Genomic DNA, 25,633 nt, shown 5'->3' with positions numbered 1-25,633 from the left:
CTAGGCTGACAAAGGAGGCAATAAGTGGCTGATCGTTTGGTCGTACGCGGTGCTCGCGAGCACAATCTCAAGGGCGTCGATATCGACCTGCCGCGCGACAAGATGGTGGTCTTTACCGGCCTTTCCGGTTCCGGCAAGTCATCGTTGGCTTTTGACACTATCTTCGCGGAAGGCCAGCGGCGTTATGTTGAATCGCTGAGCTCCTACGCCCGCATGTTCCTAGGCCAGATGGACAAGCCTGACGTCGAATTCATTGACGGTCTTTCTCCCGCGGTCTCGATTGACCAGAAGTCCACCAACCACAACCCGCGTTCTACGGTGGGCACCATCACGGAGATCTACGACTATCTGCGCCTTTTATTCTCTCGCGCGGGCACGCCGCATTGCCCGAAGTGCGACGCCGTGATTGAGCGTCAGACCCCGCAGCAAATCGTGGACACAGTGCTTGAACTCGAGGAAAAGCTAAAGTTCCAGGTCCTGGCTCCCGTGGTGCGACACCGCAAGGGCGAGTTTGTGGATCTCTTTGCCGATCTTGCATCTCAGGGCTTTTCCCGCGTGCGGGTTGATGGTGAGGTTTATCAATTAACTGAGCCGCCGACGCTGAAGAAGCAGATCAAGCACGATATTGACGTGGTGGTGGACCGTTTGCAGGTCAAGGCCTCACAGAAGCAGCGTCTGACCGATTCTGTCGAAACTGCGCTCCGCCTGGCAGACGGTCTCGTTACCCTCGACTTCATCGATCGCCCCGAGCTCACTCATACCTACTCGGAGAAGGCCGCCTGCCCCAATGGCCACACCCTAACCATTGAGGAATACGAGCCGCGTGCGTTTTCCTTTAACGCGCCTTTCGGCTCTTGTCCAGAATGTGACGGTCTAGGTACCCGCCTCGAGGTCGACGTAGATCTGCTGATTCCGGATCCTGACGCCCCAGCAGTCGACGCCATCCAGCCGTGGCATTCCAGCCCGAATTCGCGCTACTTCGTCAAGCTCGTCGAGGGGCTTGGTAAGACGTTGGGCTTTGATCCGCAGACTCCGGTCTCACAGCTGACAAAGCAGCAGCGCGATGCCCTGATTTATGGCACCGACGTGGAAGTAAACGTGCGCTATAAAAACCGCTACGGCAGGCAGCGCAACTGGAGCGCTCCCTTTGAGGGTGCGATCGGCTTCTTGGAGCGCAAGCTCGAGCAGGCCGATTCCGAGTCGCAGAAGGACCGCCTGCTGCAGTACACCCGCCGGGTGGCTTGCAATACCTGTAATGGCACGCGCCTACGCCCGGAGATCCTGGCTGTGCGGCTTGCCTCCACCGCGCACGGCGAGAAGTCCATCGCGGGGCTGTCCGCGCTGTCTATCGAAGAGGCCGCGGAATTCCTCGACTCGCTCGTACTGGGGCACCGCGAGGAAATCATCGCTGGCGCCGTATTGAAGGAGATTCAGGCCCGCCTGCGATTCCTGCTCGACGTGGGTTTGAATTACCTCACCTTGGATCGTGGCGCTTCCACGCTTTCTGGTGGTGAGGCGCAGCGCATCCGCCTGGCAACCCAGATTGGTTCGGGTCTGGCTGGCGTGCTGTATGTGCTGGATGAGCCTTCCATTGGTCTGCACCAGCGCGACAATCAGCGCCTCATCGCTACTTTGAAGCGCCTCCGCGACATCGGCAATACGTTGATTGTGGTTGAGCACGATGAAGACACCATCCGCGAGGCCGACTGGCTTGTTGATGTTGGCCCGCGCGCCGGCGAGTACGGCGGCGAGGTTGTCTATCAAGGCGAGCCCGCCGGCATCATGGGTAAGGAAGAATCGCTTACGGGTCAGTATCTGTCTGGCAAGCGTGTGCTGGCGGTGCCGGATAAGCGTCGTGAGATTGACCCTGAACGCAAGCTCAAGGTAGTCGGCGCTCGGGAAAACAACTTGAAGGGCATCGACGTTGAGATCCCGCTGGGCGTGCTTTGCTGCATCACCGGTGTATCGGGTTCTGGCAAGTCCACTGTGGTCAACCAGATTCTGGCAAAGACGCTGTCCAACAAGCTCAACCGTGCGCGCCAGGTGCCAGGCCGCGCCAAGCGCGTCGAGGGCGTCGAGCACCTCGACAAGCTGGTGCAGGTGGACCAGAGCCCGATCGGCCGTACCCCGCGTTCCAACCCGGCTACCTACACCGGTGTATTCGACAAGATTCGCAACCTCTTTGCGGAGACCCAAGAGGCAAAGGTGCGCGGATACAAGCCAGGCCGTTTCTCCTTTAACGTCAAGGGTGGTCGCTGCGAGGCCTGCCAGGGTGACGGCACGTTGAAGATCGAGATGAACTTCCTGCCGGACGTTTATGTCCCGTGTGAGGTCTGTGAGGGTGCGCGCTATAACCGTGAAACCCTGGAGGTCCTCTACAAGGGCAAGAACATCGCTGAGGTCCTCAATATGCCTATCTCCGAGGCCGCCGAGTTCTTCGAGCCGATCACCTCGATTCACCGTTACCTCGCCACGCTTGTCGACGTCGGACTGGGTTATGTTCGCCTGGGTCAAGCGGCCACCACGCTGTCTGGCGGCGAGGCGCAGCGCGTAAAGCTTGCTGCTGAGCTGCAAAAACGCACCAAGGGGCGCACCGTCTACATTCTGGACGAGCCAACCACGGGCCTGCACTTCGAAGACATTCGCAAGCTCATGCTGGTTATCCAAGGGCTGGTGGACAAGGGTAATTCGGTTCTTATCATCGAGCACAACCTTGACGTGATTAAGGCCGCTGACTGGATCGTGGACATGGGCCCCGAAGGCGGAAATGGCGGCGGTCGCGTCGTAGCCGAGGGCACACCAGAAGATGTCGCAAAGGTGGAAGGCTCCTATACAGGCCAGTTCCTGAAGGAGCTCCTGTAGTCGCCTCTGGCAGTGAGCGCGCAATTAGTTGCGCGTGGCGATTTGGCTCTGCGGGAAGTGGGGGTTATACTAATCAGCACTACCGCCCGTAGGGCCTTCTCCAGGAGGTCACGGGTCACAAGCGGAGTTTCTCCCACCTGAAGCCGCGAATCTCTTTGGTTCGAAGGATAAAGGTAAAAGGGTTGAGGTTAATACCTCGGCATTTTTGTGAGAACTCCCGGCTGCCTTATGGCAGACCGGGTTTTTCGTTTGTGGTCTCGGTAGGCACATCACTAACCCACCCCCTTAATCGAGGAGAACCACAATCAGCGCTGAAGCTCGCATCAATGAGCGCATCCGAGTACCCGAGGTCCGTCTAGTTGGCCCCGGTGGTGAACAGGTGGGCATCGTCCGTACTGATGATGCTCGCAAGCTTGCATATGAAGCAGACCTTGATCTTGTTGAGGTTGCACCTAATGCAAAGCCGCCCGTAGCCAAGATTATGGACTACGGAAAGTTTAAGTACGAGCAGGCTCAGAAGGCTCGCGAAGCCCGCAAGAACCAACAGCAGACTGTGGTCAAGGAACAGAAGTTCCGTCCGAAGATCGATGATCACGATTATGAGACCAAGAAGGGCAACGTGGTGCGCTTCCTGGAGAAGGGTTCCAAGGTCAAGGTAACCATCATGTTCCGTGGCCGCGAGCAGTCGCGTCCGGAGCTTGGTTTCCGCCTGTTGGAGCGCCTCGCCGAGGATGTCGCTGAGTACGGCTCCGTCGAGTCCCGCCCCAAGCAGGATGGTCGCAACATGACCATGGTTCTGGGACCCGTCCGCAAGGGCAAGAAGTAGACCAAACTCCACTTAGGATTTAAGGACTTAATTCTCATGAAGCAGAAGACCCACAAGGGCACCGCCAAGCGCATCAAGGTGACCGGTTCCGGCAAGCTGCGCCGTGAGCAGGCTGGCCGCCGCCACCTGCTGGAGGGCAAGCCATCCAAGCAGACCCGTCGTCTTAAGGGCACCAAGGACGTTGCACCTTCCGACGTCAAGCGCGTAAAGCGCCTGCTCGGCCGCTCCTAATTAGCGCCGAATCAACCCACTTACTAGACCCACACAAGATAAGGAAGTAATACTGTGGCACGAGTAAAGCGCTCAGTTAACGCCAAGAAGAAGCGTCGCGCGATTCTGAAGTCCGCTAAGGGCTACCGCGGCCAGCGTTCCCGCCTGTACCGTAAGGCTAAGGAGCAGTGGCTGCACTCCATGACTTACGCTTACCGCGATCGTCGCGCCCGTAAGTCTGAGTTCCGTAAGCTGTGGATCCAGCGCATCAACGCCGCTGCCCGCATGAACGACATCACCTACAACCGCCTCATCCACGGCCTGCGCCTGGCTGAGATCGAGGTTGACCGTAAGATCCTCGCTGAGCTCGCAGTCAACGACTTCGAGGCGTTCTCCGCACTGTGCGAGGCCGCCAAGGCTGCTCTGCCGGAGGACATCAACGCTCCGAAGGCTGCCTAATTAAATAGGTAAGCGCAAAGCGTATTGCTTTTAAAGCTCCCGCTACTACTTTCCGTCAATTTTGGCGTGAAAGGGTAGGGGGAGCTTTTATGTTGTGTTGTCTGCGCGTCTAGCTGTTTGGGGATTTTTCCCCAGCTATCTATACCCATCTAGGAAATCGCAGTTAGCTCGTGCTAATTTGTCTGTGACACACGGCGCGGACTTTTCCGGCGTGTACTCCTTTTCATCTTTTGCCCATTTCTCAGGAGCCTTCTATGACCTATCCAAACAACGGAAACCCTCAAGGCTACGGCAACCAGCCGCAGAACCCGTTTGGCCAGCAGCCGCAGCAGTTCAACAATAACGCTCCTACGCCTGCTCCATACCAGGGCGGTCAGCCACAGTTCGGCCAGGCCTACCCAGTTCAGCAGTACCCAGCAGGCGTTGAGCAGAAGTCCTGGGTTGCAGCGATGCTGCTGGCTTTCTTCTTCGGATACTTGGGCGCACACAACTTCTATTTGGGCAAGACCAACCGCGGTATCGCACAGCTGATTACCTTCGTGGTTTCCGCTGTGACCCTCATCGTGATCATCGGCTTTTTCATCGGTGGCGCCCTCGAGATCTGGGCATTCGTCGAGTTCATCATGATCATCGCTGGTGCCGGCGGCTACGACCGCGATGGCCGCGGCATTCCGCTGCGTCGCTAAGCGTTTGCTCACTTAAGCCCGCGCTCTAATACTTGCCCACTACGGCTTTTGCTGTGGTGGGTTTGGTGGTTTTCTGGGGCTTTTGATGCTTTTTGGGTGTGGCTTAATCCTTTTGGTGCGTGGGCCGTATGCGCTGCTAGATTGGGGTCTATGGAATTGGACTTTGAATCTGCTTTTACTGAGAGAACCCCGCGCATCGTTAATGCGGTCAAGCTGCACCGCGCAGCCAATAGGCGCAAGGCCAAGCAGTTCATCATTGAGGGCGAAAATGCGGTGGACGCGGCAGTATCCACCGGTGCCGCAACCGATGTCTTCGTCACCGAGAAGGCAGCCGAGCGTTTCGCAGACATTGTCACCGCTGCCGGCTACATGGATGTCTACGTCCATCCCATCACGGATAAAGCAGCGCGCCATATGTCCGATACCGCAAGCACCACCGGGCTCTTTGCGCTCTGCAAGCCGGTGCTGTGGTCAGTGGGCAAGATTCTCAACGCCAAACCACGTCTGGTCTCGGTTCCGGTCTTGACCTCGGAGCCAGGCAACGCGGGTACCCTGATCAGGACTTCTGACGCCATGGGCGCCGACGGCGTCATCTTCGCCGGCGAGACCGTGGATCCCCTGGGCTGCAAGGTGGCGCGTTCCTCAGCAGGTTCGCTCTTCCACGTTCCCGTTGCGCGCGACCCTAACATCAAGGACGTCCTGGGGCAGTTGCGCAAGTCCGGCATGCAGATTCTTGCCACCGCAGCCGACGGCGAGGTCGACCTTGCCGAGGCAGATCTCAGCCAGCCCACCGCGTGGCTATTTGGCAACGAGGCACACGGGCTAGGGGAGCTGCTCGACGAGGCAGACATGCGCGTGCGCATTCCTATTTTGGGCCGCGCGGAGTCGCTGAATCTCGCCACCGCCGCGTCTATCTGCCTTTACGAATCCGCGAAGTCTCATAGCCGCTAGCTGGTGCCCCTGCTGGCTTCTTGTGACGGTCACTACGGTATGATTAGCGCCGTTAGTTTTCGCGCAAGAAGAAGGTTTCAAGGCACGTGTCCGACACATCTCAGATCGAATTGACCGAAGCCGCGCTGGGCGCGGCTGCCGATTCCGCCATAGCTGCATTTGACGCTGCTACAAGCCTCGATGAGCTGGCTGCCGCTCGCCGTGAGCACTTGGGCGAGCAAGGCTATATCCCACAGGCACGCACCATGCTCGGCAGCCTGCCAAAGGACCAGCGCAAGGACGCAGGCAAGAACGTCAATATGGCGCGCGGGCGCGTCGAGAAGCGCTTTGCCCAGGTCCAGCAGCAGCTGGAAGCAGAGGCCCGGAAGGCGCAGCTGGCGGCAGAGACCGTCGACGTGACCATCCCGACCACCCGCACTCAGACCGGTGCACTGCACCCAATTACCGCGCTGTCGGAGCGCATTGCCGACATCTTCGTTGGCATGGGCTGGGAGATCGCCGAGGGTCCTGAGGTCGAGGCGGAGTACTTTAACTTCGACGCCCTGAACTTCAAACCTGACCACCCGGCACGTACCCTGCAAGATACCTTCCACGTGGGTAAGGAAGATTCGCGACAGGTTCTGCGCACGCACACCTCACCGGTGCAGGTACGCACCATGTTGGACCGCGATGTCCCGCTCTACATTGCTTGCCCGGGCCGTGTTTTCCGCACCGACGAGCTCGATGCCACCCACACCCCAGTCTTCCACCAGGTCGAGGGCCTGGCAGTGGACAAGGGGCTTACCATGGCACACCTGCGCGGCACTCTGGATCACCTGGCGAAGGTACTGTTTGGCCCAGAGACCAAGACGCGCATGCGCACCAACTACTTCCCATTCACCGAGCCTTCCGCTGAGGTTGACGTTTGGTTCCCGAACAAGAAGGGCGGCGCCGGGTGGATCGAGTGGGGCGGCTGCGGCATGGTCAACCCGAACGTCCTGCGCGCAGTAGGCGTTGACCCGGAGGAATACACCGGATTCGCTTTTGGCATGGGCTTGGAGCGCACCCTGCAGTTCCGCAACGGCCTGACCGATATGCGCGACATGGTCGAAGGCGACGTTCGTTTCACCCTGCCGTTCGGCGTCCAGGCATAACCGTTTACCCCGCAATTAGGAAGGAATCTAGACACAATGCTTATTTCCCAGAGCTGGGTAACCAGGTTGCTTGGCGCGAAAAATCCCGGCTGGTCCGTCACCCCGGAAGAACTCGACGCTGGTTTCGTTCGCGTCGGCTTTGAGACCGAGGGCTACGAGGGCCTGCCAGAAATCACCGGCCCGCTCGTTATCGGCCACGTTGACTCCTTCGAGGAGCTCGAGGGCTTCAAGAAGCCCATCCGCTACTGCCAGATCAATGTCGGCGACGCTAACGGCACCGGCGAGCTGCAGGGCATCATCTGTGGCGCTCGTAACTTCCGCTTGGGGGACTACGTCGTAGTCTCCCTGCCGGGCGCAGAGCTGCCAGGCGGCTTCAAGATCTCCGCACGTGAGACCTACGGCAAGATCTCTGCGGGCATGATGTGCTCCGCGGCCGAGTTGGGCATCGCTGAGAAGTCCGATGGCATCATCACCTTGGGCGAGGAGTTCGCGGACAAAGTCGGCCAGGATGCCCGTCCGTTCTTGGGGCTGGACGATACTGTCTTCGACGTCAACATCACTCCGGACCGTGGCTACGCGCTTTCCCTGCGCGGCCTCGGCAGCGAGGTTGCTTCGGCCTTCGGCCTTGATTACGCGTGCCCGGCGCAGGACCCTTCCGTTGCTGGCATCGATGTCAGCGCCGTGCCGGAGGCTAGTGGCTCACTCATCAATGTTGAGCTGCGCGAGGAGACCAAGGCACAGCGCTTTGGCCTGCGGAAGGTCACTGGCATTGACCCGACCGCGCGCACTCCGTTCTGGATGGAGCGCGAGCTCATGCTGGCAGGCCAACGCCCTGTTAACCCCGCAACCGACGTAACCAACTACGTCATGCTGCTGCTCGGCCAGCCGATGCACGCTTTCGACGCCGATCAGATTTCTGGTGACCTTGTTGTACGTAACGCGCAGGCAGGGGAGAAGTTCGAGACCCTCGACCACGTCGAGCGCACCCTCGACGCCGAAGACGTAGTCATCTGCGACGACAACGGCATCCAGTCTCTGGCCGGTGTGATGGGCGGAACGAGCTCGGAGATTACCGAGGGCGAAAACGGCACCACCAACGTCTACTTCGAGGCCGCGAACTGGGATTCCATCACCGTGGCTCGCACCTCGCGCCGCCACAAACTGTCTTCTGAGGCATCCCGTCGCTTTGAGCGAGGCGTAGATCCGGCCATCGTTGAGGTCGCACTCGACGTCGCCTGTGCACTGCTCGTGCAGATCGCTGGCGGAACCATCGAGGCCGGCCGCACCCTGGTCGGCGAGGTCGCTCGCCCGCAGCAGATCACCATGCGCGCCACCAAGCCGAGCGAGTACGCCGGTGTTGAATACTCCCGTGAGACCGTCGTGAACCGTCTCCAAGAGGTCGGCTGCGAGGTTGAAGAGTCCGGTGACAACCTGCTGGTTACCCCGGCAACCTGGCGCACCGACATCACCATGGATGTTGACCTCATCGAGGAGGTGCTGCGTCTGGAAGGCCTAGAGGACATCCCGACCATTTTGCCGACCCCAGTTGGTGGCCGCGGTCTGACCCCGGCTCAGAAGCGTCGCCGCGCTATCGGTCACGGCTTGGCATATGCAGGCTACGCTGAGGTGCTGCCTTCGCCGTTCATCGCCAACAACACCTTCGATGTCTGGGGCCTGGAAGGCGATGACGAGCGCCGCAAGACCGTTTCCGTGCAGAACCCGCTCGAGTCAGATAAGGCAATTCTGAGCACCACCTTGCTGCCGAACATGCTCGAAGCAGTCGCACGCAACGTCGCCCGCGGCCGTAACGACCTCGCGCTGTTCGGCCTGCAGCAGGTTTCGTTCAAGCGTGCGGACGCTTCCGCAATGCCTTCCGTTGAGGAGCGTCCAAGCGACGCCGTCGTTCAGGAGCTGCGCGACTCCCTGCCGTACCAGCCGCTGCACGTGGCCACCGTTGCTACCGGCAACGTCGAGCACGAGGGCCCCTGGGGCAAGGGTCGCGCCTACACCTACGCCGATGCCATTGAGTCTGCGCGCCTGGTCGCTCGCGCGGCCGGCGTAGAGATCGAGGTAGAGGCTGCCTCCGAGCTGCCGTGGCACCCGGGCCGTTGCGCAGCGATCAAGGCTGTCGTCGATGGTGAAAGCGTCGTCGTGGGCCATGCAGGCGAGCTGCATCCAGAGATCCTCGAGGCACTGAACCTGCCGGCACGCACCTGCGCGATGGAGATGGACGTAAACGCGCTACCTACTGAGGAGATGTTCCCGGCTCCGGTTCTGTCTGCATTCCCGGCACTGCACCAAGACATCGCGTTGGTAGTCGACGAAGACACTCCTGCTGAGTCCGTGCGTAAGGTCGTGGAGGAAGGCGCCGGCGAACTGCTCGAGGGCGTTGAGCTTTTCGACGTCTTCCGCGGTGAGCAGCTCGGTGAGGATAAAAAGTCACTAGCCTTCCAGCTGATCTTCCGTGCCTCCGACCGCACGCTGACCGACGAGGAAGCAAACGAGCACCGTCTGGCTGCAGCGAAGTTGGCCGAGCAGCGTTTGGGTGCGCAGATGCGCGCTTAAGCTCGGTTCAGCTGCCGAACTCTAGCTCGTCGTAAAAGGGCCGCGCAGATCACCTTTTCTATGGGGTGGCTGCGCGGCCTTTTCTTATCAATCCTTAACCTTCTGAGCTAGACTTACTCCCGCTATTGAACGTGACTTGAGACCGGCAGTTTCTCTCTCGCTGCTGGGAAAGTAGGTGCTGGTGCTAGAGTATGCCGTCTTCTATTTCACTATCTGCATGCTGCTAGCCAGCGTCCTAGTCGCCGGCGTCTGCGTGGGATGCCTGGTGGCCACCCGCTCCCAAGTCTTCAAACTGTTGGCGGTATTCTTCGGCGTCTACGCGTTCGATATAGCGCTTGTCTTTCGAACGCAGTTCATCCACGGCGGAATGGCTAACCGTGAGGTTTCTGTTTACGCAATTACGGCGCCTTTCGAGTCGATATTGCTGGGTGGCGTGATGATGGCTGTGATGGCCATCGTGGTGCAGCGCTACTTAAATGGCTGGCGCTTTCTGCCGCATGCCTGCGTCGGGCTGTTCCTGATAGGCAGCGTCGCGGCCTTGTGGGCAGTAGAGGACCCGGCTCTACGCCAGTTCCTTTTCTTCAACATGCGGCCTATCACGCTGACATTTCTGCTTTGCTATGGCTTTGGCTGCTACTTGCGCGCGAATGATCCCGCGGAGCGCGCACGCCTTTATTCCTACCGCCATCTCTTCTTCCAGGTCGCTATCTGTGCCGTGCTGGTGGTGGCAGAGAACGTTTACTATCAGCTCATCTTTGACTGGGAGGCTGCCGGGCCCGATGTGCTCTCATTCTTGCCGGAGCGCAATTTTATGGAAAACGTTCTAATCGTTGCCATCGGCTGGGCGGTCATCTCTCATGCGCGAGTGGTTCTGCGCCACGTTGGTGCGGATGCGGCGGTTAAGCCAATCGCAGATGCGGCAGCGGATGACTTTCATGAGCGCAGCCTTGAGCGCTTTTCGGAGGTCCATGGCCTTTCGAAGCGCGAGCGTGAAGTGGCCGGCCTGGTGCTTGCCCGCAAGAGCAATCGCGAGATCTCGGACGAACTCGGCATCTCGCTTTCTACCGTAAAGGTCCACGTTCACAACATTTTGAAAAAGTCATCCTACGAGTCTCGTGACCTATTGGTCGAGGGGTACTGGTCAGGGGTAATGTAACCGGCTTTTGCTCGCGTTTGGGCAGCGGTTTAAACCGGGTGAATTTGTAGGTTGCGTTACCGTCTCTAGACGAAGAGATGGATGTCACAATATAAACCTTGCGTGTAAACCTGCACCTCAAGAGTGGTTTAAACCGGGTTTAGTGGCGGTCAACTCCGGATTTAATGAAAAATAAGCTCGATTAGCGCTTGCTTGGGTGGGGAAATCGAGTCACGATAAAGCCAGAACTTCAGATGAGAAGCACAAGGCTTCCGGGTTCGGCCGGCGCACCCCATGAGTGTGAATTGAAGGGGAGTAGCCGGAGTGAAAATAGGGCAAAAGGCCCTATTAAAGAAAGGAGTTGGCAACAATGCCAGTAAGCCTCAGCGGACGTAACTTCCTCAAGCTCTTGGACTACACCCCAGACGAGATTCGCTACCTTATCCGCCTCTCCAAGCAATTCAAAGAAATGAAGATGGCCGGTGTGCCGCACCGCTACCTCGAGGGCAAGAACATCGTCCTCCTCTTCGAGAAGACCTCGACCCGTACCCGCTGTGCATTCGAGGTTGCCGGCTCCGACCTTGGCATGGGCGTTACCTACTTGGCTCCGGATAGCTCGCAGATGGGCAAGAAGGAGTCCATCGAGGACACCGCTCGCGTGCTGGGCCGCATGTATGACGGTATCGAGTACCGCGGCTTCGCTCAAGAGATTGTTGAGGACTTGGGCGCAAACGCAGGCGTTCCAGTTTGGAACGGCCTGACCACCGAGTTCCACCCAACCCAGATGATTGCAGACATGCTCACTGTAGAGGAGAACTTCCCACAGGGCCTGAGGGGTCTGAAGCTGGTCTTCATGGGCGATGCAGGCAACAACGTTGCAAACTCCCTCATGGTTGTCTGTGCAAAGCTCGGCATGCACTTCGTCGCTTGTGGCCCGAAGGCACAGATGCCAGAAGATGGCCTGGTCGAGGAGTGCACCAAGATTGCAGCCGAGACCGGCGGCTCCGTCACTCTGACCGAAGACGTCAAGGAAGCCTGCACCGACGCTCACGTCATCTACACCGACATCTGGCTGTCCATGGGTGAGCCGGCTGAGCTCTGGGAGGAGCGCGTCAAGCTGCTCGAGCCATACCGTGTCACCAAGGATGTCATGGCAATGGCTGCCGACGACGCCATCTTCATGCACTGCCTGCCTTCCTTCCACGATGTCAAGACCGTCATTGGCAAGGAAATCTCCGAGAAGCTCGGCGTTAGCGAGATGGAGGTCTCCGACGAGGTCTTCGAGTCCGCTTACTCCAAGGTCTTCGATGAGGCAGAGAATCGTCTGCACACCATCAAGGCGGTCATGTACGCCACCTTGTCCTAGAAAATCAAGGTCTTTTCACCAGGAGAAAGTGCAATGGATAAGCGACGTGTTGTCGTTGCCCTCGGTGGCAACGCCCTTGGAAACACCCCAACCGAGCAGCTGGAAGCAATCCGCCAGACCGCCGACTCAATCGTTGACCTCATCGAGGCCGGCCACGAGGTCGTGGTTACCCACGGCAACGGTCCACAGGTTGGCATGATCAAGGTTTCCTCCGACTTCTCACACCAGGAGGGAACCACGCCAGAGATTCCTTTCGCCGAGTGCGGTGCAATGTCCGAAGGCTACATCGGATACCACCTCCAGCAGGCCATTGAGAATGTGCTGCGCATGCGGAACCTAGAGCGCGACTGCTATTCCCTCATCACGCAGACGGTTGTCGACGAAAACGACCCGGCTTTTGATAACCCAACCAAGCCCATCGGTGTGTACTACAGCGAGGAAGAGGCAAAGCGGTTGGCTAAGGAAACCGGCAACACCTACGTCGAGGATTCCGGCCGCGGCTGGCGTTGGGTCATTGCCTCGCCACTTCCTATCGAGGTTGTAGAGGCAAAGAGCATCGCCAACATCCTGGGCTCCGGTGGCATTGCCATCGCAGCCGGTGGTGGCGGCATCCCAGTAGTCCGCAAGGAAGGCCAGCTCAGCGGTGTCACCGCAGTCATCGATAAGGACCGCACCGCGGCTCTTATCGCTCAGCAGATTGAGGCAGACACCCTGTTGATTCTCACCGCAGTTGACTACGCCTACTCCGGCTTTAACACCCCAGAACAAAAGGCTCTGGAGAAGGTCACCGTTGACGAGGTACAGAAGCTGATTGATGATGCAGCCTTTGCACCAGGCTCAATGCTGCCGAAGGTGGAAGCCTGCTTGGAGTTCGCCCGTTCGGGCGCCGGCCGTCGAGCAATCATCACCTCGCTCGAACATGCCGGTGAAGCCATGACTGGTTCCGTCGGAACCGTTATAACCTCTTAGGAGAAATTTATTGGCCGGGTAAGACAGTATGTGCTGGCTTCCCCGGCCTTTTATCACATGAAAGGAAGGCGCCATGACCGCGCCAATGAAAGAGAAGGATACAGACCCCAAGAAGAGGCGGAGGTTTCACTTCTCAGTTCCGTCTGCTTTTACGATTCTGTTTGCCCTGACGGTCATCTCTGCAATCGCCACCTGGCTGGTTCCGGCAGGCTCGTATTCGAAGCTGATGTATGACCCTGACTCGGGCAAGCTGAACGTGACCAACCCTGATGGTTCGGTCGACGTTCTGGACGCTACGCAGAAGACTCTCGATAGCCTGGGCGTGCAGATCAACATCGATCAGTTCACCTCTGGTGCACTGACGCAGGCAGTTTCCGTCCCGGGCACTTATGAGCATGTCACGCAGAACCCGGCTGGTCTGTGGGATATCCCGGTCAGCATGGTGCAGGGCACCATCGAGGCCGTTGACATCATCGTGTTCATCCTCGTGCTGGGTGGCCTCATTGGCGTGGTCCGCGCAACGGGCGCTTTCGAGTCGGGCCTGGTCGCACTGACCAAGAAGACGAAGGGGCACGAGTTCCTGCTCGTCGTCGTGGTCTCCGTGCTGATGGTGATGGGCGGTTCCGCCTGTGGCTTGGAGGAGGAAGCTGTTGCTTTTTACCCAATCCTCGCCCCAATCTTTATCTCGCTAGGCTATGACGCCATCGTCGTGGTGGGCGCCATCTTCCTGGCAGGTTCCATGGGTACGGCGTTCTCTACGATTAACCCGTTCTCGGTTGTTATCGCGTCGAACGCGGCGGGTATCAACTTCACAGACGGCATCGTATGGCGTCTGGTCGGCTGTGTCGTCGGCGGCATCGTGGTGATTAGCTACATGGCTTGGTATGCGCGTCGCCTCAAGGCAGACCCGAACTTCTCCTATGTCCTGGAGGATAAGGAAGTCTTTGAGGGCCAGTGGTCCATGGACGCCACCGGTGACGTTAAGAAGTTCGACCTTCGTCAGAAGGTCATCCTCATCCTCTTCGCTATCGCGTTCCCGTTGATGGTCTGGGGTGTTATGTCCCAGGGCTGGTGGTTCCCAACGATGGCGGCCGCATTCCTCACGGTGGCCCTGGCCATCATGTTCATTGCGGCAACCGGTGAGAATCGCTTGGGCGAAGCTGAGCTTTGCGACGCCTTCACTGAGGGTGCTTCCAGCCTGGTCGGCGTTTCCCTGATTATCGGTCTGGCCCGCGGCATCAACCTGGTGCTCAATGATGGTCATATCTCCGATACACTGCTGAACTCTGCAACCAACCTGGTTGAGGGAATGCATGGTCCAGTCTTCATCATCATGCTGATGATCATCTTCTTCCTGCTGGGCTTCGTTGTTCCTTCCTCCTCCGGCCTAGCTGTGCTGTCCATGCCGATTATGGCGCCGCTGGCAGATACGGTGGGCATCGACCGTTGGATTGTGGTCTGTGCTTATCAGTGGGGACAGTATGCAATGCTGTTCATCTGCCCGACCGGCCTGGTCATGGCAACGCTGCAGATGCTGAAGATGAAGTACACGCACTGGCTGCGCTTCGTCTGGCCGATGATGGTCTTCCTTCTGGTCTTCGGCGGCATCATGCTGGTAACTCAGGTGCTGATTTACTCCTAAGCTGTGGCTCGAGGGTGGAGGCCCTCAGGCTCAGTGTTTAGTGCCTCCCGCTTGGCTTTCTTCTCCACTCAATTGTTAGAGGAGGGCCGCGGGAGGCACTTTGCGTTTTGGAGCGATATAAAAGACTCCTCGTATATATTGCAGTGCCTTGCATAACTTGTTATTGTTTCCCGCATGAGTATTTCAGTAGCCATCGCGGGCGTTTCCGGATATGCAGGCGGCGAGATTCTGCGCCTACTCTTGTCCCATCCAGCATATTTGTCCGGTAAGCTGCGGATTGGCGCCCTCTGTGGTCACTCCACAGCCGGGCAACCGGTGGCGCAGGTCGTGCCAAATGCGCCGCAGGTGTGGGGGAATACTATTCAAGACATTGCGGCGGAAAACCTGCTTGGCCATTCGGTGGTCTTCCAGGCGCTGCCGCACGGGCACTCGGCGAAGTTGGCGCGGGAGATTGAGGCGGCGTCGCAAAGCACCGGCGTCGCAGCGCCGGTGTTGATTGATTGCGCGGCCGACTTTCGCCTCCGCAGCGAAGAGGACTGGCGGGAATTCTATGACGGGGATTACGCGGGCGCATGGCCTTATGGCATCCCAGAGCTGCCTGGAAACCGCGCACAGCTGCAGGGGGCATCGCAGGTAGCGGTGCCGGGATGCTTTCCCACCGCCGTGACTTTGGGTGCTGTGCCGGCCTTGGCGCAGGAGCTCATCGAACCTGAGCTCAACGTGGTTGCGGTTACTGGCGTTTCCGGCGCCGGCAAGAAGGCCGCAGTGGGGTTGCTTGGTGCTGAGACCATGGGCAGTTTGCGCGCCTATTCGCCGGGCGGCACGCACCGTCATACCCCGGAGATGGTGCAGAACCTGGCGCCTTTCGTGCACGGTGACGCTGAGCTCAACCTCAGCTTTACTCCGGTCTTGGCCCCGCTGGTGCGGGGGATTTTGGCAACTATCAGCGCTCCTCTTGCTGGAGGAGTGGATGCCTCCCAGGTGCACAAAGCCTTCGCGGACTTCTACAAGGACGAGCCTTTTTGCCTAGTTTTGCCAGGAGGAATCCAGCCAGAAACGCAGAACGTAGTGGGCTCCAACATGGTGCATATCCAGGCCCATGTGGACGGTCGTGCCCGACGATTGCTCATCACTGTTGCGCTCGACAATCTGACCAAGGGTACCGCCGGTGCCGCCGTTCAATGTATGAATCTCGCGCTAGGGCTTGAAGAAGCCGCCGGCCTGCCACAGGCGGCCGTCGCGCCCTAGGCGGTTATTAATAGCCACCTTTTTAATTAGGAGAAGATCATGTCTCTATCACCCACCACGCCAGGAGTGCCCGTGACCAAACCAACTGGCGTTACCGCGCCGAAAGGTTTTGTGGCGGGAGCAACCACTGCTGGGATTAAGCCATCTGGAAAATCAGATATGGCGCTCGTTGTAAATCAAGGCCCACATTTTAATGCAGCGGCGGTATTTACCCGCAACCGGGTCGTTGCCTCACCGGTAAAACTTTCCAAGGCCGCCGTCGCAGACGGGCAGGTAAGGGCCGTGTTGTATAACTCGGGCAACGCCAACGCCTGTAACGGGAAGCAAGGCGACAAAGATGCCCAAGCCATGGTGGATGAACTTGCTGCTCTAACTGGAATTGTCGGGCAAGATATCGCTGTATGCTCCACAGGGCTGATTGGCGAGCCTTTGCCGATGAATAAAACATTGGGCGGCGTTCGCGGCGTCGTGGGGCAACTCAGCTCAGAAGGAGGTCACGCTGCCGCCGAGGCGATAATGACCACCGATACCGTGGCGAAGGAAGCTGTGGTGCACGGTGGTGGATGGACTTTGGGTGCGATGGGCAAGGGCGTGGGCATGATGGCGCCCTCGCTTGCAACGATGCTCGTGTGCCTGACAACCGACGCCGCGGCCACGCCTGCCGCGCTGCAGCAAGCGCTGCACAGTGCATGCGATGCGACCTTCAATACCTTAGATATTGATGGCTCGACCTCGACTAATGACACCGTCATCATCTTGGCAAATGGTGCATCGGGCATCGAGCCTTCGCAGGAAGAGCTCGACGATGCTGTTCTTAAAGCCTGTGCCGATATCGCGGATCAGCTGCAGGCCGACGCGGAAGGGGTGACCAAGCGCGTCAAAATCACCGTCGAGGGCACCACTGACGATGCGCAGGCGCTTGCCGCTGCGCGGACGCTGGGCCGGGATAACCTGTTCAAGTGTGCGATGTTTGGCTCCGATCCCAATTGGGGCCGCGTCCTTGCGGCAGTGGGCATGGCGGACGCGGATATGGATCCGGAAAACATTTCTGTTGCCTTCAACAATCAGCCTGTCTGCATCAACTCCACGGGCGCGCCCGGCGCGCGCGAGGTGGACCTTTCAGGAATCGATATTGACGTCCACGTTCACTTAGGTCTTAACGGGCCAGGCCGAGCATTTGTACGGACTACGGATCTGTCTCATCAGTACGTCGAAATCAACTCGGCCTATAGCTCTTAGCTTCGGGGAATAGGCAAAGGCGAGGAGACTATGCAGTTAACGAACTTGGATCGGGCCACGGTCTTGGCGGAGGCACTGCCGTGGCTCCAGCATTATCGCGACAAAATAGTCGTGGTGAAGTATGGCGGCAACGCCATGGTGGATGAGCGGCTCAAGGCGGCGTTCGCGGCAGACATGGTTTTTCTGCGCGCGGTGGGCGCGAAGCCGATTGTCGTCCACGGCGGCGGCCCGCAGATCAATCAGATGCTGGGCAGGCTCGGCATCGAGGGCGAATTCAAAGGTGGCTTTCGGGTAACCACCCCGGAGGTGATGGAAGTCGTACGGATGGTCTTGTTTGGCCAGGTGGGCAGGGGATTGGTCAACCTCATCAACTCCCACGGGCCCTACGCGGTGGGCACTTCGGGCGAGGACGCAGGACTATTTCGCGCCCGAAAGCGCCTGGTCAACATCGATGGGCGGCTGACAAACATTGGTTTGGTCGGCGATATTACCGACGTCAACCCCGAAGCCTTGATGGACATCGTGGATGCGGGAAGGATTCCCGTGGTGTCAACCATTGCGCCCGGTAGGGATGGCGAGGTTTATAACGTGAATGCGGATACCGCGGCGGGTGCGCTCGCTAGCGCTGTGGGCGCGGAAAGGCTCGTGGTCCTAACCAACGTGGAGGGCCTTTATACCGACTGGCCAGATTCCGATTCTTTGGTCTCCAAGATTGAGTGCAGCGAGCTTTCGCAGCTCTTGCCCACCTTAGACAGCGGGATGATTCCCAAGATGGAGGCCTGCCTTAAAGCAGTGGAGGCAGGGGTAAATGCGGCCCACGTTTTCGATGGCCGCACCGAGCATGCGGTGGTCCTAGAGCTGCTGACCTCCGGCGGCATCGGAACGATGATTCTGCCTGATAACTATGACCGCGCTGATTATCCGGAAGGAACGGTCTTTAGAAAGGACGATAACGCATGACTTCGCTTATAAAGCGGTGGAACGAGGCGATCACGAATACCTAGGGCGCTCCGCCGCTCGGATTGGTCTCAGGTGCAGGATCTACCGTGGTTGATGAAGAGGGGAAGTCCTACATCGACATGCTGGCCGGCATTGCGGTCAATTCACTAGGCTACGGGCATCCTGCCGTAGTTCAGGCGGTAAGCCAGCAGGTGGCTAAGTTGGCGCACGTATCCAATCTTTTTGCTAGCGAGCCTGTGGTTGAGGTTGCACAGAAGCTCGAGGCTCGGGTGGGCGATAGCGATGCCCGGGTATTCTTCTGCAACTCCGGTACCGAGGCCAACGAGGCTGCGTTCAAGGTAGCGCGCTTGACTGGAAAGAAGCGGGTGCTGGCGGCGCACCACGGATTCCACGGGCGTACTATGGGCGCGCTCGCGATGACGGGGCAGCCGGGCAAACGGGCGCCTTTCGAGCCGCTGCCAGCTGGCGTGGAATTTTATCCCTATGGCGACATTGAATATCTGCGCACATTGGTGGAGCAGGATCCAGCCAATACCGCGGCAATCATTTTGGAGCCTATCCAAGGCGAAACCGGAGTGATTCCCGCGCCGGATGGATTTCTGGTTAAGGTGCGCCAGTTATGCGATGAATATGGGCTCCTCTTGATTGTTGATGAGGTTCAGACTGGCGTCGGGCGTACTGGTGACTTCTTCGCTTTCCAGTCCGCGGGAATCTTGCCCGATGTGATCACCATGGCCAAAGGCTTGGGGGCGGGCCTGCCCATCGGCGCGACCATCGTACGGGGCGCGGCGAAGGATTTGCTTACTCCGGGGAGCCACGGCACGACCTTTGGCGGCAATCCCGTTGCGTGTGCGGCGGCAAATGCGGTACTGGACACTATCGACGCCGCGTTCATTTCTGAGGTACGCAACAAGGGAGAGCGGCTCGCAGAACGCGTAGCTGCGTTGCCTGGCGTAGTAGAAGTGCGCGGTCGCGGCCTGATGCTGGGCGTGGTGCTGGAACGCCCTGTGGCCAAACAGGTGGTCAGCGCCGGCTTCAAGCACGGAGTAATTGTGAATGCGCCGAATGATTCCGTCGTGCGGTTGACGCCGCCGCTGGTGATTGAAGAGGCAGAGCTGGACGCCGCGGTTAACCGCTTTGCGCTGGCGCTTTCCGACGCCACCGTCAGCTAAAGCGCCACGTGTCCGGCGAGAGGTTTATGCTCGGGAACATGAAGAACCTAAACACCACAAAGCTTGTTTGTATTGGCCTGGGTCACGTTGGATCCTCGGTCCTTGCTTATGCCATGGAGTCCGGCCTTTTCGCGGATATCGCCGCAATCGATGTCAACGATAAGGTGGCACACGGTGAGGCGCTGGACCATGATCAATCCACCGGCGTGCCTGGCGTTGACCATATCCACGTCCACGCCGGTACCTACGCGGACTGCGCTGATGCTGATCTCATCATCGTATCTGCCGGTGCGTCCATGCAGCCGGACCCGGACAATCCGGGTTCTGCTCCTGACCGTGCCGAGTTGGCAGTTTCTTCCGGCCACGTTATTCGCAACGTCATGGAAGGCATCACTGCCCATACGAGTGAAGCGGTCATCCTGTTTATCACCAATCCTCTGGACGCAATGGTTACCCTTGCGCACCGCGAGTTCGACTACCCGCGCGAGCTACTCTTTGGTACCGGCACCATGCTCGATTCAGCGCGTCTGCGCTGGGCTATAGGGCGCGAGCTCGGTATCGATCCAAAGTCTGTCACCGGTTACATGATGGGTGAACATGGCATGACGGCCTTCCCAGTGCTGTCGAAAATGAACGTCCAGGGCTTGGGCTGGGAAGAACTCGAAGAGCTCCACCAGGGCTCGCTACCAGGTAAGGAAGAGCTCAAAGAAACCGTCGTCGGCGCGGCCTACGACGTCTTCAATGCAAAGGGCTGGACCGACGCTGGTGTGGCACGTTCCGCGGTAGCGATTGCGCGATCGATCATGCTGGATGAGAAGGCGGTTCATCCGGTCTGCTCCATGCTGGAGGGGGAATACGGCATCGACGATGTTGCGCTTTCCATGCCATCGGTTGTCGGCCGCGGCGGTGTCGAAAAGCGCTTGGCCCCCAAGCTCGATGAATGGGAGACCCAGAAGTTGGCTGAGTCCGCAAGCTATATCCGCGCAACTTTCGAGCGTACGCAGAGTTAATGGCTCCCGCCGGGACAATTCCGGAATCCTTCACGCTGAAGGTTTATGCTTGAAAGCGAATTTAATGCACTAAGACTTAGCGCATTTGAGGATATCGGATTGCCGGCATGAGTTTTAAGGAGAATTCTTTAGCGATGACAACGACGCCGACCACGCGCAATGCGCGCCAAGCCAAGATCCTGGAAATTCTGGATCGCACCCGTGTCACCAGCCAGGTGCAGCTTTCTGAGCTGCTGCTTGATGAGGGAATCGACATTACCCAGGCAACCCTTTCGCGCGATCTTGACGAGCTCGGCGCGAAGAAAGTAAAGCGCGGTGGCGGGCGTTCCTTCTATATGGTCGGCGGAGAGCTGGAGCAATTCGAAGACCAGCTTAACGGACCCCGCGAGAAGCTGCGCCGCATGCTCGACGAACTTGTTGTCTCGCATGATCATTCAGGAAACATCGCCATGCTGCGCACTCCAGCCGGCGCTGCGCAGTATTTGGCCTCCTTTATTGACCGCGTTGGTTTGAGCGATGTAGTCGGCTGCATTGCTGGTGATGACACTATTTTCGTCCTCGCGCGCGAGTCGACCACCGGCGAGGAACTTGCGAAGAAGCTCACAGCACGCGACGTCTAGGTTTTATACGTTCTATTGTATAATATTAACGATAGCTCGAAGATAACCAAAGGAGAATGATTATGAGCGCACGTGTTGTACTGGCTTATTCCGGCGGACTGGATACGTCCGTGGCGATCCCTTACCTGGCTAAGATGACCGGCGGCGACGTTGTTGCTGTCTCTCTTGACCTTGGCCAGGGTGGCGAGGATATGGAGTCGGTACGCCAACGCGCCCTCGATTGCGGCGCGGTCGAGTCCATCGTCATTGACGCTAAGGATGAATTCGCAGAAGAGTACTGCCTGCCTACCATCAAGGCTAACGGCATGTACATGAAGCAGTACCCGCTCGTTTCTGCGATTTCCCGCCCGCTTATCACCAAACACCTCGTGAAAGCTGCGCAGGAGCACGGCGGAACACATGTTTCCCACGGTTGCACAGGTAAAGGTAACGATCAGGTCCGCTTCGAGGTTTCCTTCCGCGCACTCGATCCTTCGCTAGAGATCATCGCGCCAGCGCGTGACTACGCCTGGACTCGTGACAAGGCAATCGCCTTCGCAGAGGAGATCAACCTGCCGATTGAGCAGTCCGCATCCTCGCCATTTTCTATTGACCAAAACGTGTGGGGCCGCGCGGTAGAAACCGGCTTTTTGGAGGATCTGTGGAATCCGCCAACAAAGGATCTTTACGCCTACACCGAGGATCCGGCATTGGGTAACGCCCCCGATGAGGTCATCATTTCCTTTGAAAAAGGCAAGCCCGTCGCCATCGACGGCAAGCCGGTGACCGTTCTGGAAGCAATCGAAGAGCTCAATCGCCGCGCGGGTGCACAAGGCGTCGGCCGTCTCGACATGGTTGAGGACCGGCTCGTGGGCATCAAGTCCCGCGAGGTCTACGAGGCCCCGGGTGCCATGGTGCTCATCAAGGCTCACGAGGCGCTGGAGGATGTCACCGTCGAGCGTGAGCTCGCACGTTATAAGCGCCTGACCGACGCTCGCTGGAGCGAAGAGGTCTACGACGGCCTCTGGTACTCGCCGCTGAAGCGTTCCCTGGACGCCTTCATCGAGTCCTCCCAGGAGAACGTCACCGGCGATATCCGCATGGTTCTCCACGCCGGCACCGCAACTGTCAATGGTCGCCGCTCGGGTGAGTCTCTGTACTCCTTCGACTTGGCCACCTATGACACTGGCGACGCCTTCGATCAGTCCGCGGCCAAGGGCTTTGTCCAGCTGCACGGCTTGTCCACCCAGATCTCCAACCAGCGTGACCGCGACGGCGGCTTCCCAACCGGAAAGAAATAATGCATAAGACTAACGAGGGCGCATTGTGGGGCGGCCGCTTTACCGGCGGCCCGTCCGAGGCAATGTTTGCCCTGTCCGTATCTACTCACTTCGACTGGGTCTTGGCGCCATATGATGTCCTGGCTTCCAAGGCACACGCCAAGGTGCTGCACAAAGCAGGCCTGCTTTCCGACGCCGACCTGCAGACCATGCTCGATGGCCTGACACAGCTGGGGGAGAAGGTAGCCTCCGGCGAGTTTCGCCCGTTGCCCACCGACGAGGACGTCCACGGTGCGATGGAGCGCGGGCTTATCGACATCGTCGGGCCTGAGGTCGGCGGCCGCCTGCGCGCGGGTCGTTCCCGCAACGACCAGGTAGCAACCCTGTTTCGCATGTGGGTCCGCGATGCCATTCGCGATATTGCTCTGCAGGTCACTGACCTGGTGGATGCTTTGTCTCAGCAGGCAGCAGCGCACCCGGAGGCAATCATGCCGGGTAAGACTCACTCGCAGGCAGCGCAGCCGATCTTGTTGGCACACCAGCTGCTGGCGCACGCGCAACCTTTGCTTCGCGACGTCGATCGCTTAAAGGATCTGGACAAGCGCCTTGCTGTATCGCCTTATGGCTCTGGCGCGCTTGCGGGTTCTTCGCTGCACCTCGACCCAGAGGCAATAGCTACGGAGCTGGGCTTCGATTCTGCTGCGGAGAACTCTCTGGACGGAACCTCATCGCGTGACTTTGCCTCGGAGGCAGCTTTCGTCTTGGCACAGATCGCGGTCGATATGTCTCGCCTGGCGGAAGAAATCATCTATTGGTGCACTCCGGAATACGGTTACGTCACCCTGGATGATGCTTGGTCGACCGGTTCTTCCATCATGCCGCAGAAGAAGAATCCCGATGTTGCGGAGCTAACCCGTGGTAAGACGGGCCGCCTCATTGGCAACCTTTCCGGATTGCTGGCCACACTGAAGGCACAGCCTTTGGCCTATAACCGTGACCTGCAAGAGGATAAAGAGCCGATTGTTGACTCGGTGGCGCAGCTCAATCTGCTGCTGCCAGCCATGACCGGCCTGGTTTCTACCTTGGAATTCCACGAAGACCGCATGCGTGAGCTTGCCCCACGTGGATTCACTCTGGCAACGGACCTCGCCGAGTGGATGGTTCGCCAAGGCGTTCCGTTCCGCGAGGCACATGAGGCTTCGGGCGCGTGCGTTCAGATTGCCGAGGCAAGGGGAGTGGACCTGGTGGACCTCAGCGATGAGGAGCTCGCCGGCGTCGATAAGCGCTTGCTCCCTGCAGTGCGTGACGTACTCACCATCGATGGTGCGGTGGCCTCGCGTTCTACCAAGGGTGGAACCGCAGGTATGCGGGTCGCTGAACAGCGTGAACGCGTTGACGAGATTGCCGCGGAATTTAAGAAATGGGCACAGGCTTCGGTGATCCCAGAAGCTTAAGCCAGTGGAGCCGGTCATCTTCAGGGAGTGAAGACGGCCGGCTTTTCGCTTGTGCATTTCGCATCGCTGGGTTGGAGCCGCCGGCCGAAGCGCCGAGTGTAGGATTAACGCCATGAGTCTTGATCCACAACTTCTAGAGATTTTGGTCTGCCCCCAAGATAAAGGGCCGCTGACCTATAACGAGGATGCACAGGTTCTGGTCAATGAGCGTCTCGGCATTGCCTATCCCATCGAGGACGACATCCCAGTGATGCTAGCTGATCACGCAAAAGCATGGCCTGCACAAGCAGAGGCCTAACAAACTTTTCTGCACCTCGAATCTAGGAAGAAATTAGGAAGACCTTTATGAACATTATTGACGAGCTGTCTTGGCGCGGCCTCATCAACCAGTCCACCGACCTCGACGCACTGCGCGAAGAGTGCGAAAAGCCGATTACCCTGTACTGCGGTTTCGACCCGACGGGGGATTCCCTTCACGCAGGGCACCTAGTGCCGATGATTATGCTGCGCCGCTTCCAGGAATTTGGCCACCGTCCGATCACCGTTGCTGGTGGTGCGACCGGCACTATTGGTGACCCACGCGACGTCGGCGAGCGTTCCATGCTCAGCATGGACGTCATCGAGCAGAACCTGCAGGCAATCCAGAAGCAGCTGCGTCGTTTTGTGGACTTCGAAGGCGAGAACGCCGCCATCATGGTTAACAACGCTGATTGGACCATGAACCTTTCCGTTATCGACTTCCTGCGTGATATCGGAAAGAACTTTTCGCTGAACACGATGCTTGACCGCGATACCGTCAAGCGCCGCTTGGAATCCGACGGAATTTCCTACACCGAGTTCTCCTACATGCTTTTGCAGTCCAACGACTACGTACACCTGCACCGTGAATACGACTGCGTGCTGCAGATCGGCGGCGGCGATCAGTGGGGCAACATTGTCTCTGGTGTCGATCTGAACCGTCGCATGGATAACGCTAAGGTCCATGCGCTCACCGTTCCGCTCGTTACCGACGCCCAAGGCCAGAAGTTCGGTAAGTCCACCGGCGGCGGCAAGTTGTGGCTGGATCCTGAAAAGACCTCTGCTTACTCCTGGTACCAGTACTTCCTTAACGCTGGCGACTCTGTCGTCATTGACTACCTGCGTTGGTTCACCTTCCTGACTCAGGAAGAAATCGCGGAGTACGAGAAGGCCGTGGCGGAAGAGCCATACAAGCGCGCTGCGCAGCGTCGCCTGGCTCAGGAGATGACCAACATGGTTCATGGTGAAGAGGCAACCAAGGCAGTCGAGCTTGCTGCCCAGGCACTCTTCGGTAAGGCGGAGCTTAAAGAACTGGATGAAAAGACCCTGGCGGGTGCGTTGTCTGAAACCACAGTCGCTGAGATTACGGAAGGCGAGCCGCGGACCATCGTTGACCTTCTGGTGGCTTCTGGTCTGGCTGACTCCAAGGGCGCTGCACGCCGCACCATTAAGGAAGGTGGCGCTTACGTCAACAACCAGCGCATTGAATCGGATGACTGGGAGCCTGCAGCAGAGGACCTACTGCATGGCACCTGGCTCGTCCTACGCCGCGGCAAGAAGAACTTTGCGGGCGCACGCCTGGCTTAAAGGCCTCTAGCGCGACAAGTCGTGAGAACCGTCCACCAAAGGTGGGCGGTTTTCGTGTTTGACCTGGCGATTTGTCAACCTTTAGGGGCGTGCGTATATTTATCGAAGTCGCCGCGACAAGCGGTCGGCGGAGAGATTAACTCTTGGTTGACAAGATATCGACTTGTTAGCTAAAGTATGAACTCCAGTCGCTTAGAGAAACAGCAGGTTAAATGTTGTTGAACTAATGCGAATGATGTCTGAGAACTCAATAGTGTGCCAA

Annotated in this window: 21 protein-coding genes and 1 pseudogene; all 22 read left to right on the top strand. The window is 58.5% G+C overall.

Features of this window, described 5'->3' with window-relative positions; genetic code table 11:
- Positions 1-24: 24 nt before the first annotated feature.
- The 22 genes and pseudogenes from uvrA to tyrS all read left to right on the top strand — a co-directional run bounded on the left by uvrA (position 25) and on the right by tyrS (position 25,371).
- Positions 25-2,862, top strand: coding sequence for an excinuclease ABC subunit UvrA (uvrA, locus tag HMPREF2888_RS10550; RefSeq protein WP_061922673.1), 2,838 nt, complete (start codon positions 25-27; stop codon positions 2,860-2,862).
- A gap of 304 nt (positions 2,863-3,166) precedes the next feature.
- Positions 3,167-3,688, top strand: coding sequence for a translation initiation factor IF-3 (gene infC, locus HMPREF2888_RS10545; RefSeq protein WP_082778602.1), 522 nt, complete (start codon positions 3,167-3,169; stop codon positions 3,686-3,688).
- A 36-nt stretch (positions 3,689-3,724) separates the two neighbouring features.
- Positions 3,725-3,919, top strand: a complete 195-nt coding sequence (gene rpmI, locus HMPREF2888_RS10540; RefSeq protein WP_046646844.1) for a 50S ribosomal protein L35 — start codon at positions 3,725-3,727, stop codon at positions 3,917-3,919.
- Positions 3,920-3,973: 54 nt separating this feature from the next.
- Complete coding sequence (gene rplT, locus HMPREF2888_RS10535; RefSeq protein WP_061922666.1) at positions 3,974-4,357, top strand: 50S ribosomal protein L20; 384 nt, start codon at positions 3,974-3,976, stop codon at positions 4,355-4,357.
- A 254-nt stretch (positions 4,358-4,611) separates the two neighbouring features.
- Complete coding sequence (locus HMPREF2888_RS10530) at positions 4,612-5,043, top strand: TM2 domain-containing protein (protein ID WP_061922661.1); 432 nt, start codon at positions 4,612-4,614, stop codon at positions 5,041-5,043.
- Between the two features lie 150 nt (positions 5,044-5,193).
- Positions 5,194-5,994, top strand: coding sequence for a TrmH family RNA methyltransferase (locus HMPREF2888_RS10525; protein WP_061922657.1), 801 nt, complete (start codon positions 5,194-5,196; stop codon positions 5,992-5,994).
- Between the two features lie 86 nt (positions 5,995-6,080).
- Complete coding sequence (pheS, locus tag HMPREF2888_RS10520; RefSeq protein ID WP_061922654.1) at positions 6,081-7,127, top strand: phenylalanine--tRNA ligase subunit alpha; 1,047 nt, start codon at positions 6,081-6,083, stop codon at positions 7,125-7,127.
- 36 nt (positions 7,128-7,163) lie between these two features.
- The gene (gene pheT / locus HMPREF2888_RS10515) at positions 7,164-9,692 is read left to right on the top strand and encodes a phenylalanine--tRNA ligase subunit beta (RefSeq protein ID WP_070518756.1); all 2,529 of its coding nucleotides are present in this window, start codon (positions 7,164-7,166) and stop codon (positions 9,690-9,692) included.
- Between the two features lie 175 nt (positions 9,693-9,867).
- Positions 9,868-10,848, top strand: a complete 981-nt coding sequence (locus tag HMPREF2888_RS10510; protein WP_061922648.1) for a helix-turn-helix transcriptional regulator — start codon at positions 9,868-9,870, stop codon at positions 10,846-10,848.
- 349 nt (positions 10,849-11,197) lie between these two features.
- A complete protein-coding gene (gene argF / locus HMPREF2888_RS10505) occupies positions 11,198-12,193 on the top strand; it encodes an ornithine carbamoyltransferase (protein ID WP_061922645.1) in 996 nt (331 codons plus the stop codon).
- 33 nt (positions 12,194-12,226) lie between these two features.
- Positions 12,227-13,162: a carbamate kinase gene (arcC, locus tag HMPREF2888_RS10500; protein ID WP_061922642.1), complete on the top strand. Its 936-nt coding sequence runs from the start codon at positions 12,227-12,229 to the stop codon at positions 13,160-13,162.
- Between the two features lie 73 nt (positions 13,163-13,235).
- Entirely contained in the window at positions 13,236-14,804 is a 1,569-nt protein-coding gene (locus HMPREF2888_RS10495; protein ID WP_049147599.1) for a YfcC family protein, read from the top strand.
- A 174-nt stretch (positions 14,805-14,978) separates the two neighbouring features.
- Positions 14,979-16,052: an N-acetyl-gamma-glutamyl-phosphate reductase gene (argC, locus tag HMPREF2888_RS10490; RefSeq protein ID WP_061922639.1), complete on the top strand. Its 1,074-nt coding sequence runs from the start codon at positions 14,979-14,981 to the stop codon at positions 16,050-16,052.
- Positions 16,053-16,124: 72 nt separating this feature from the next.
- Positions 16,125-17,291 carry a bifunctional glutamate N-acetyltransferase/amino-acid acetyltransferase ArgJ gene (argJ, locus tag HMPREF2888_RS10485; protein WP_235591044.1) on the top strand — a complete coding sequence of 389 codons (1,167 nt, stop codon included), beginning with the start codon at positions 16,125-16,127 and terminating at the stop codon, positions 17,289-17,291.
- Between the two features lie 30 nt (positions 17,292-17,321).
- Positions 17,322-18,251, top strand: coding sequence for an acetylglutamate kinase (gene argB / locus HMPREF2888_RS10480; RefSeq protein ID WP_061922633.1), 930 nt, complete (start codon positions 17,322-17,324; stop codon positions 18,249-18,251).
- Positions 18,248-19,423: pseudogene (locus HMPREF2888_RS10475) on the top strand (acetylornithine transaminase). Before argB ends, HMPREF2888_RS10475 begins: the two are co-directional and overlap by 4 nt.
- Before the next feature lie 38 nt (positions 19,424-19,461).
- Positions 19,462-20,433, top strand: a complete 972-nt coding sequence (locus HMPREF2888_RS10470; RefSeq protein ID WP_141744861.1) for a lactate/malate family dehydrogenase — start codon at positions 19,462-19,464, stop codon at positions 20,431-20,433.
- Between the two features lie 107 nt (positions 20,434-20,540).
- Complete coding sequence (locus HMPREF2888_RS10465; protein WP_256374959.1) at positions 20,541-21,053, top strand: arginine repressor; 513 nt, start codon at positions 20,541-20,543, stop codon at positions 21,051-21,053.
- 62 nt (positions 21,054-21,115) lie between these two features.
- Positions 21,116-22,333, top strand: coding sequence for an argininosuccinate synthase (locus tag HMPREF2888_RS10460; protein WP_061922627.1), 1,218 nt, complete (start codon positions 21,116-21,118; stop codon positions 22,331-22,333).
- Entirely contained in the window at positions 22,333-23,766 is a 1,434-nt protein-coding gene (argH, locus tag HMPREF2888_RS10455) for an argininosuccinate lyase (protein ID WP_061922624.1), read from the top strand. Before HMPREF2888_RS10460 ends, argH begins: the two co-directional genes overlap by 1 nt.
- A gap of 112 nt (positions 23,767-23,878) precedes the next feature.
- Positions 23,879-24,064, top strand: coding sequence for a Trm112 family protein (locus tag HMPREF2888_RS10450; protein WP_061922621.1), 186 nt, complete (start codon positions 23,879-23,881; stop codon positions 24,062-24,064).
- Between the two features lie 47 nt (positions 24,065-24,111).
- Positions 24,112-25,371 (top strand): tyrosine--tRNA ligase, encoded by a 1,260-nt coding sequence (gene tyrS / locus HMPREF2888_RS10445; RefSeq protein ID WP_061922618.1) that lies wholly within the window; start codon positions 24,112-24,114, stop codon positions 25,369-25,371.
- Positions 25,372-25,633 lie beyond the last annotated feature (262 nt).

The sequence above is a fragment of the Corynebacterium sp. HMSC077D03 genome, assembly GCF_001808545.1.
GTDB classification, from domain to species: Bacteria; Actinomycetota; Actinomycetes; order Mycobacteriales; family Mycobacteriaceae; genus Corynebacterium; species Corynebacterium simulans.
Note: the sequence above shows the minus strand (reverse complement) of the source record. Positions and strands in the feature narration are given on the sequence as shown.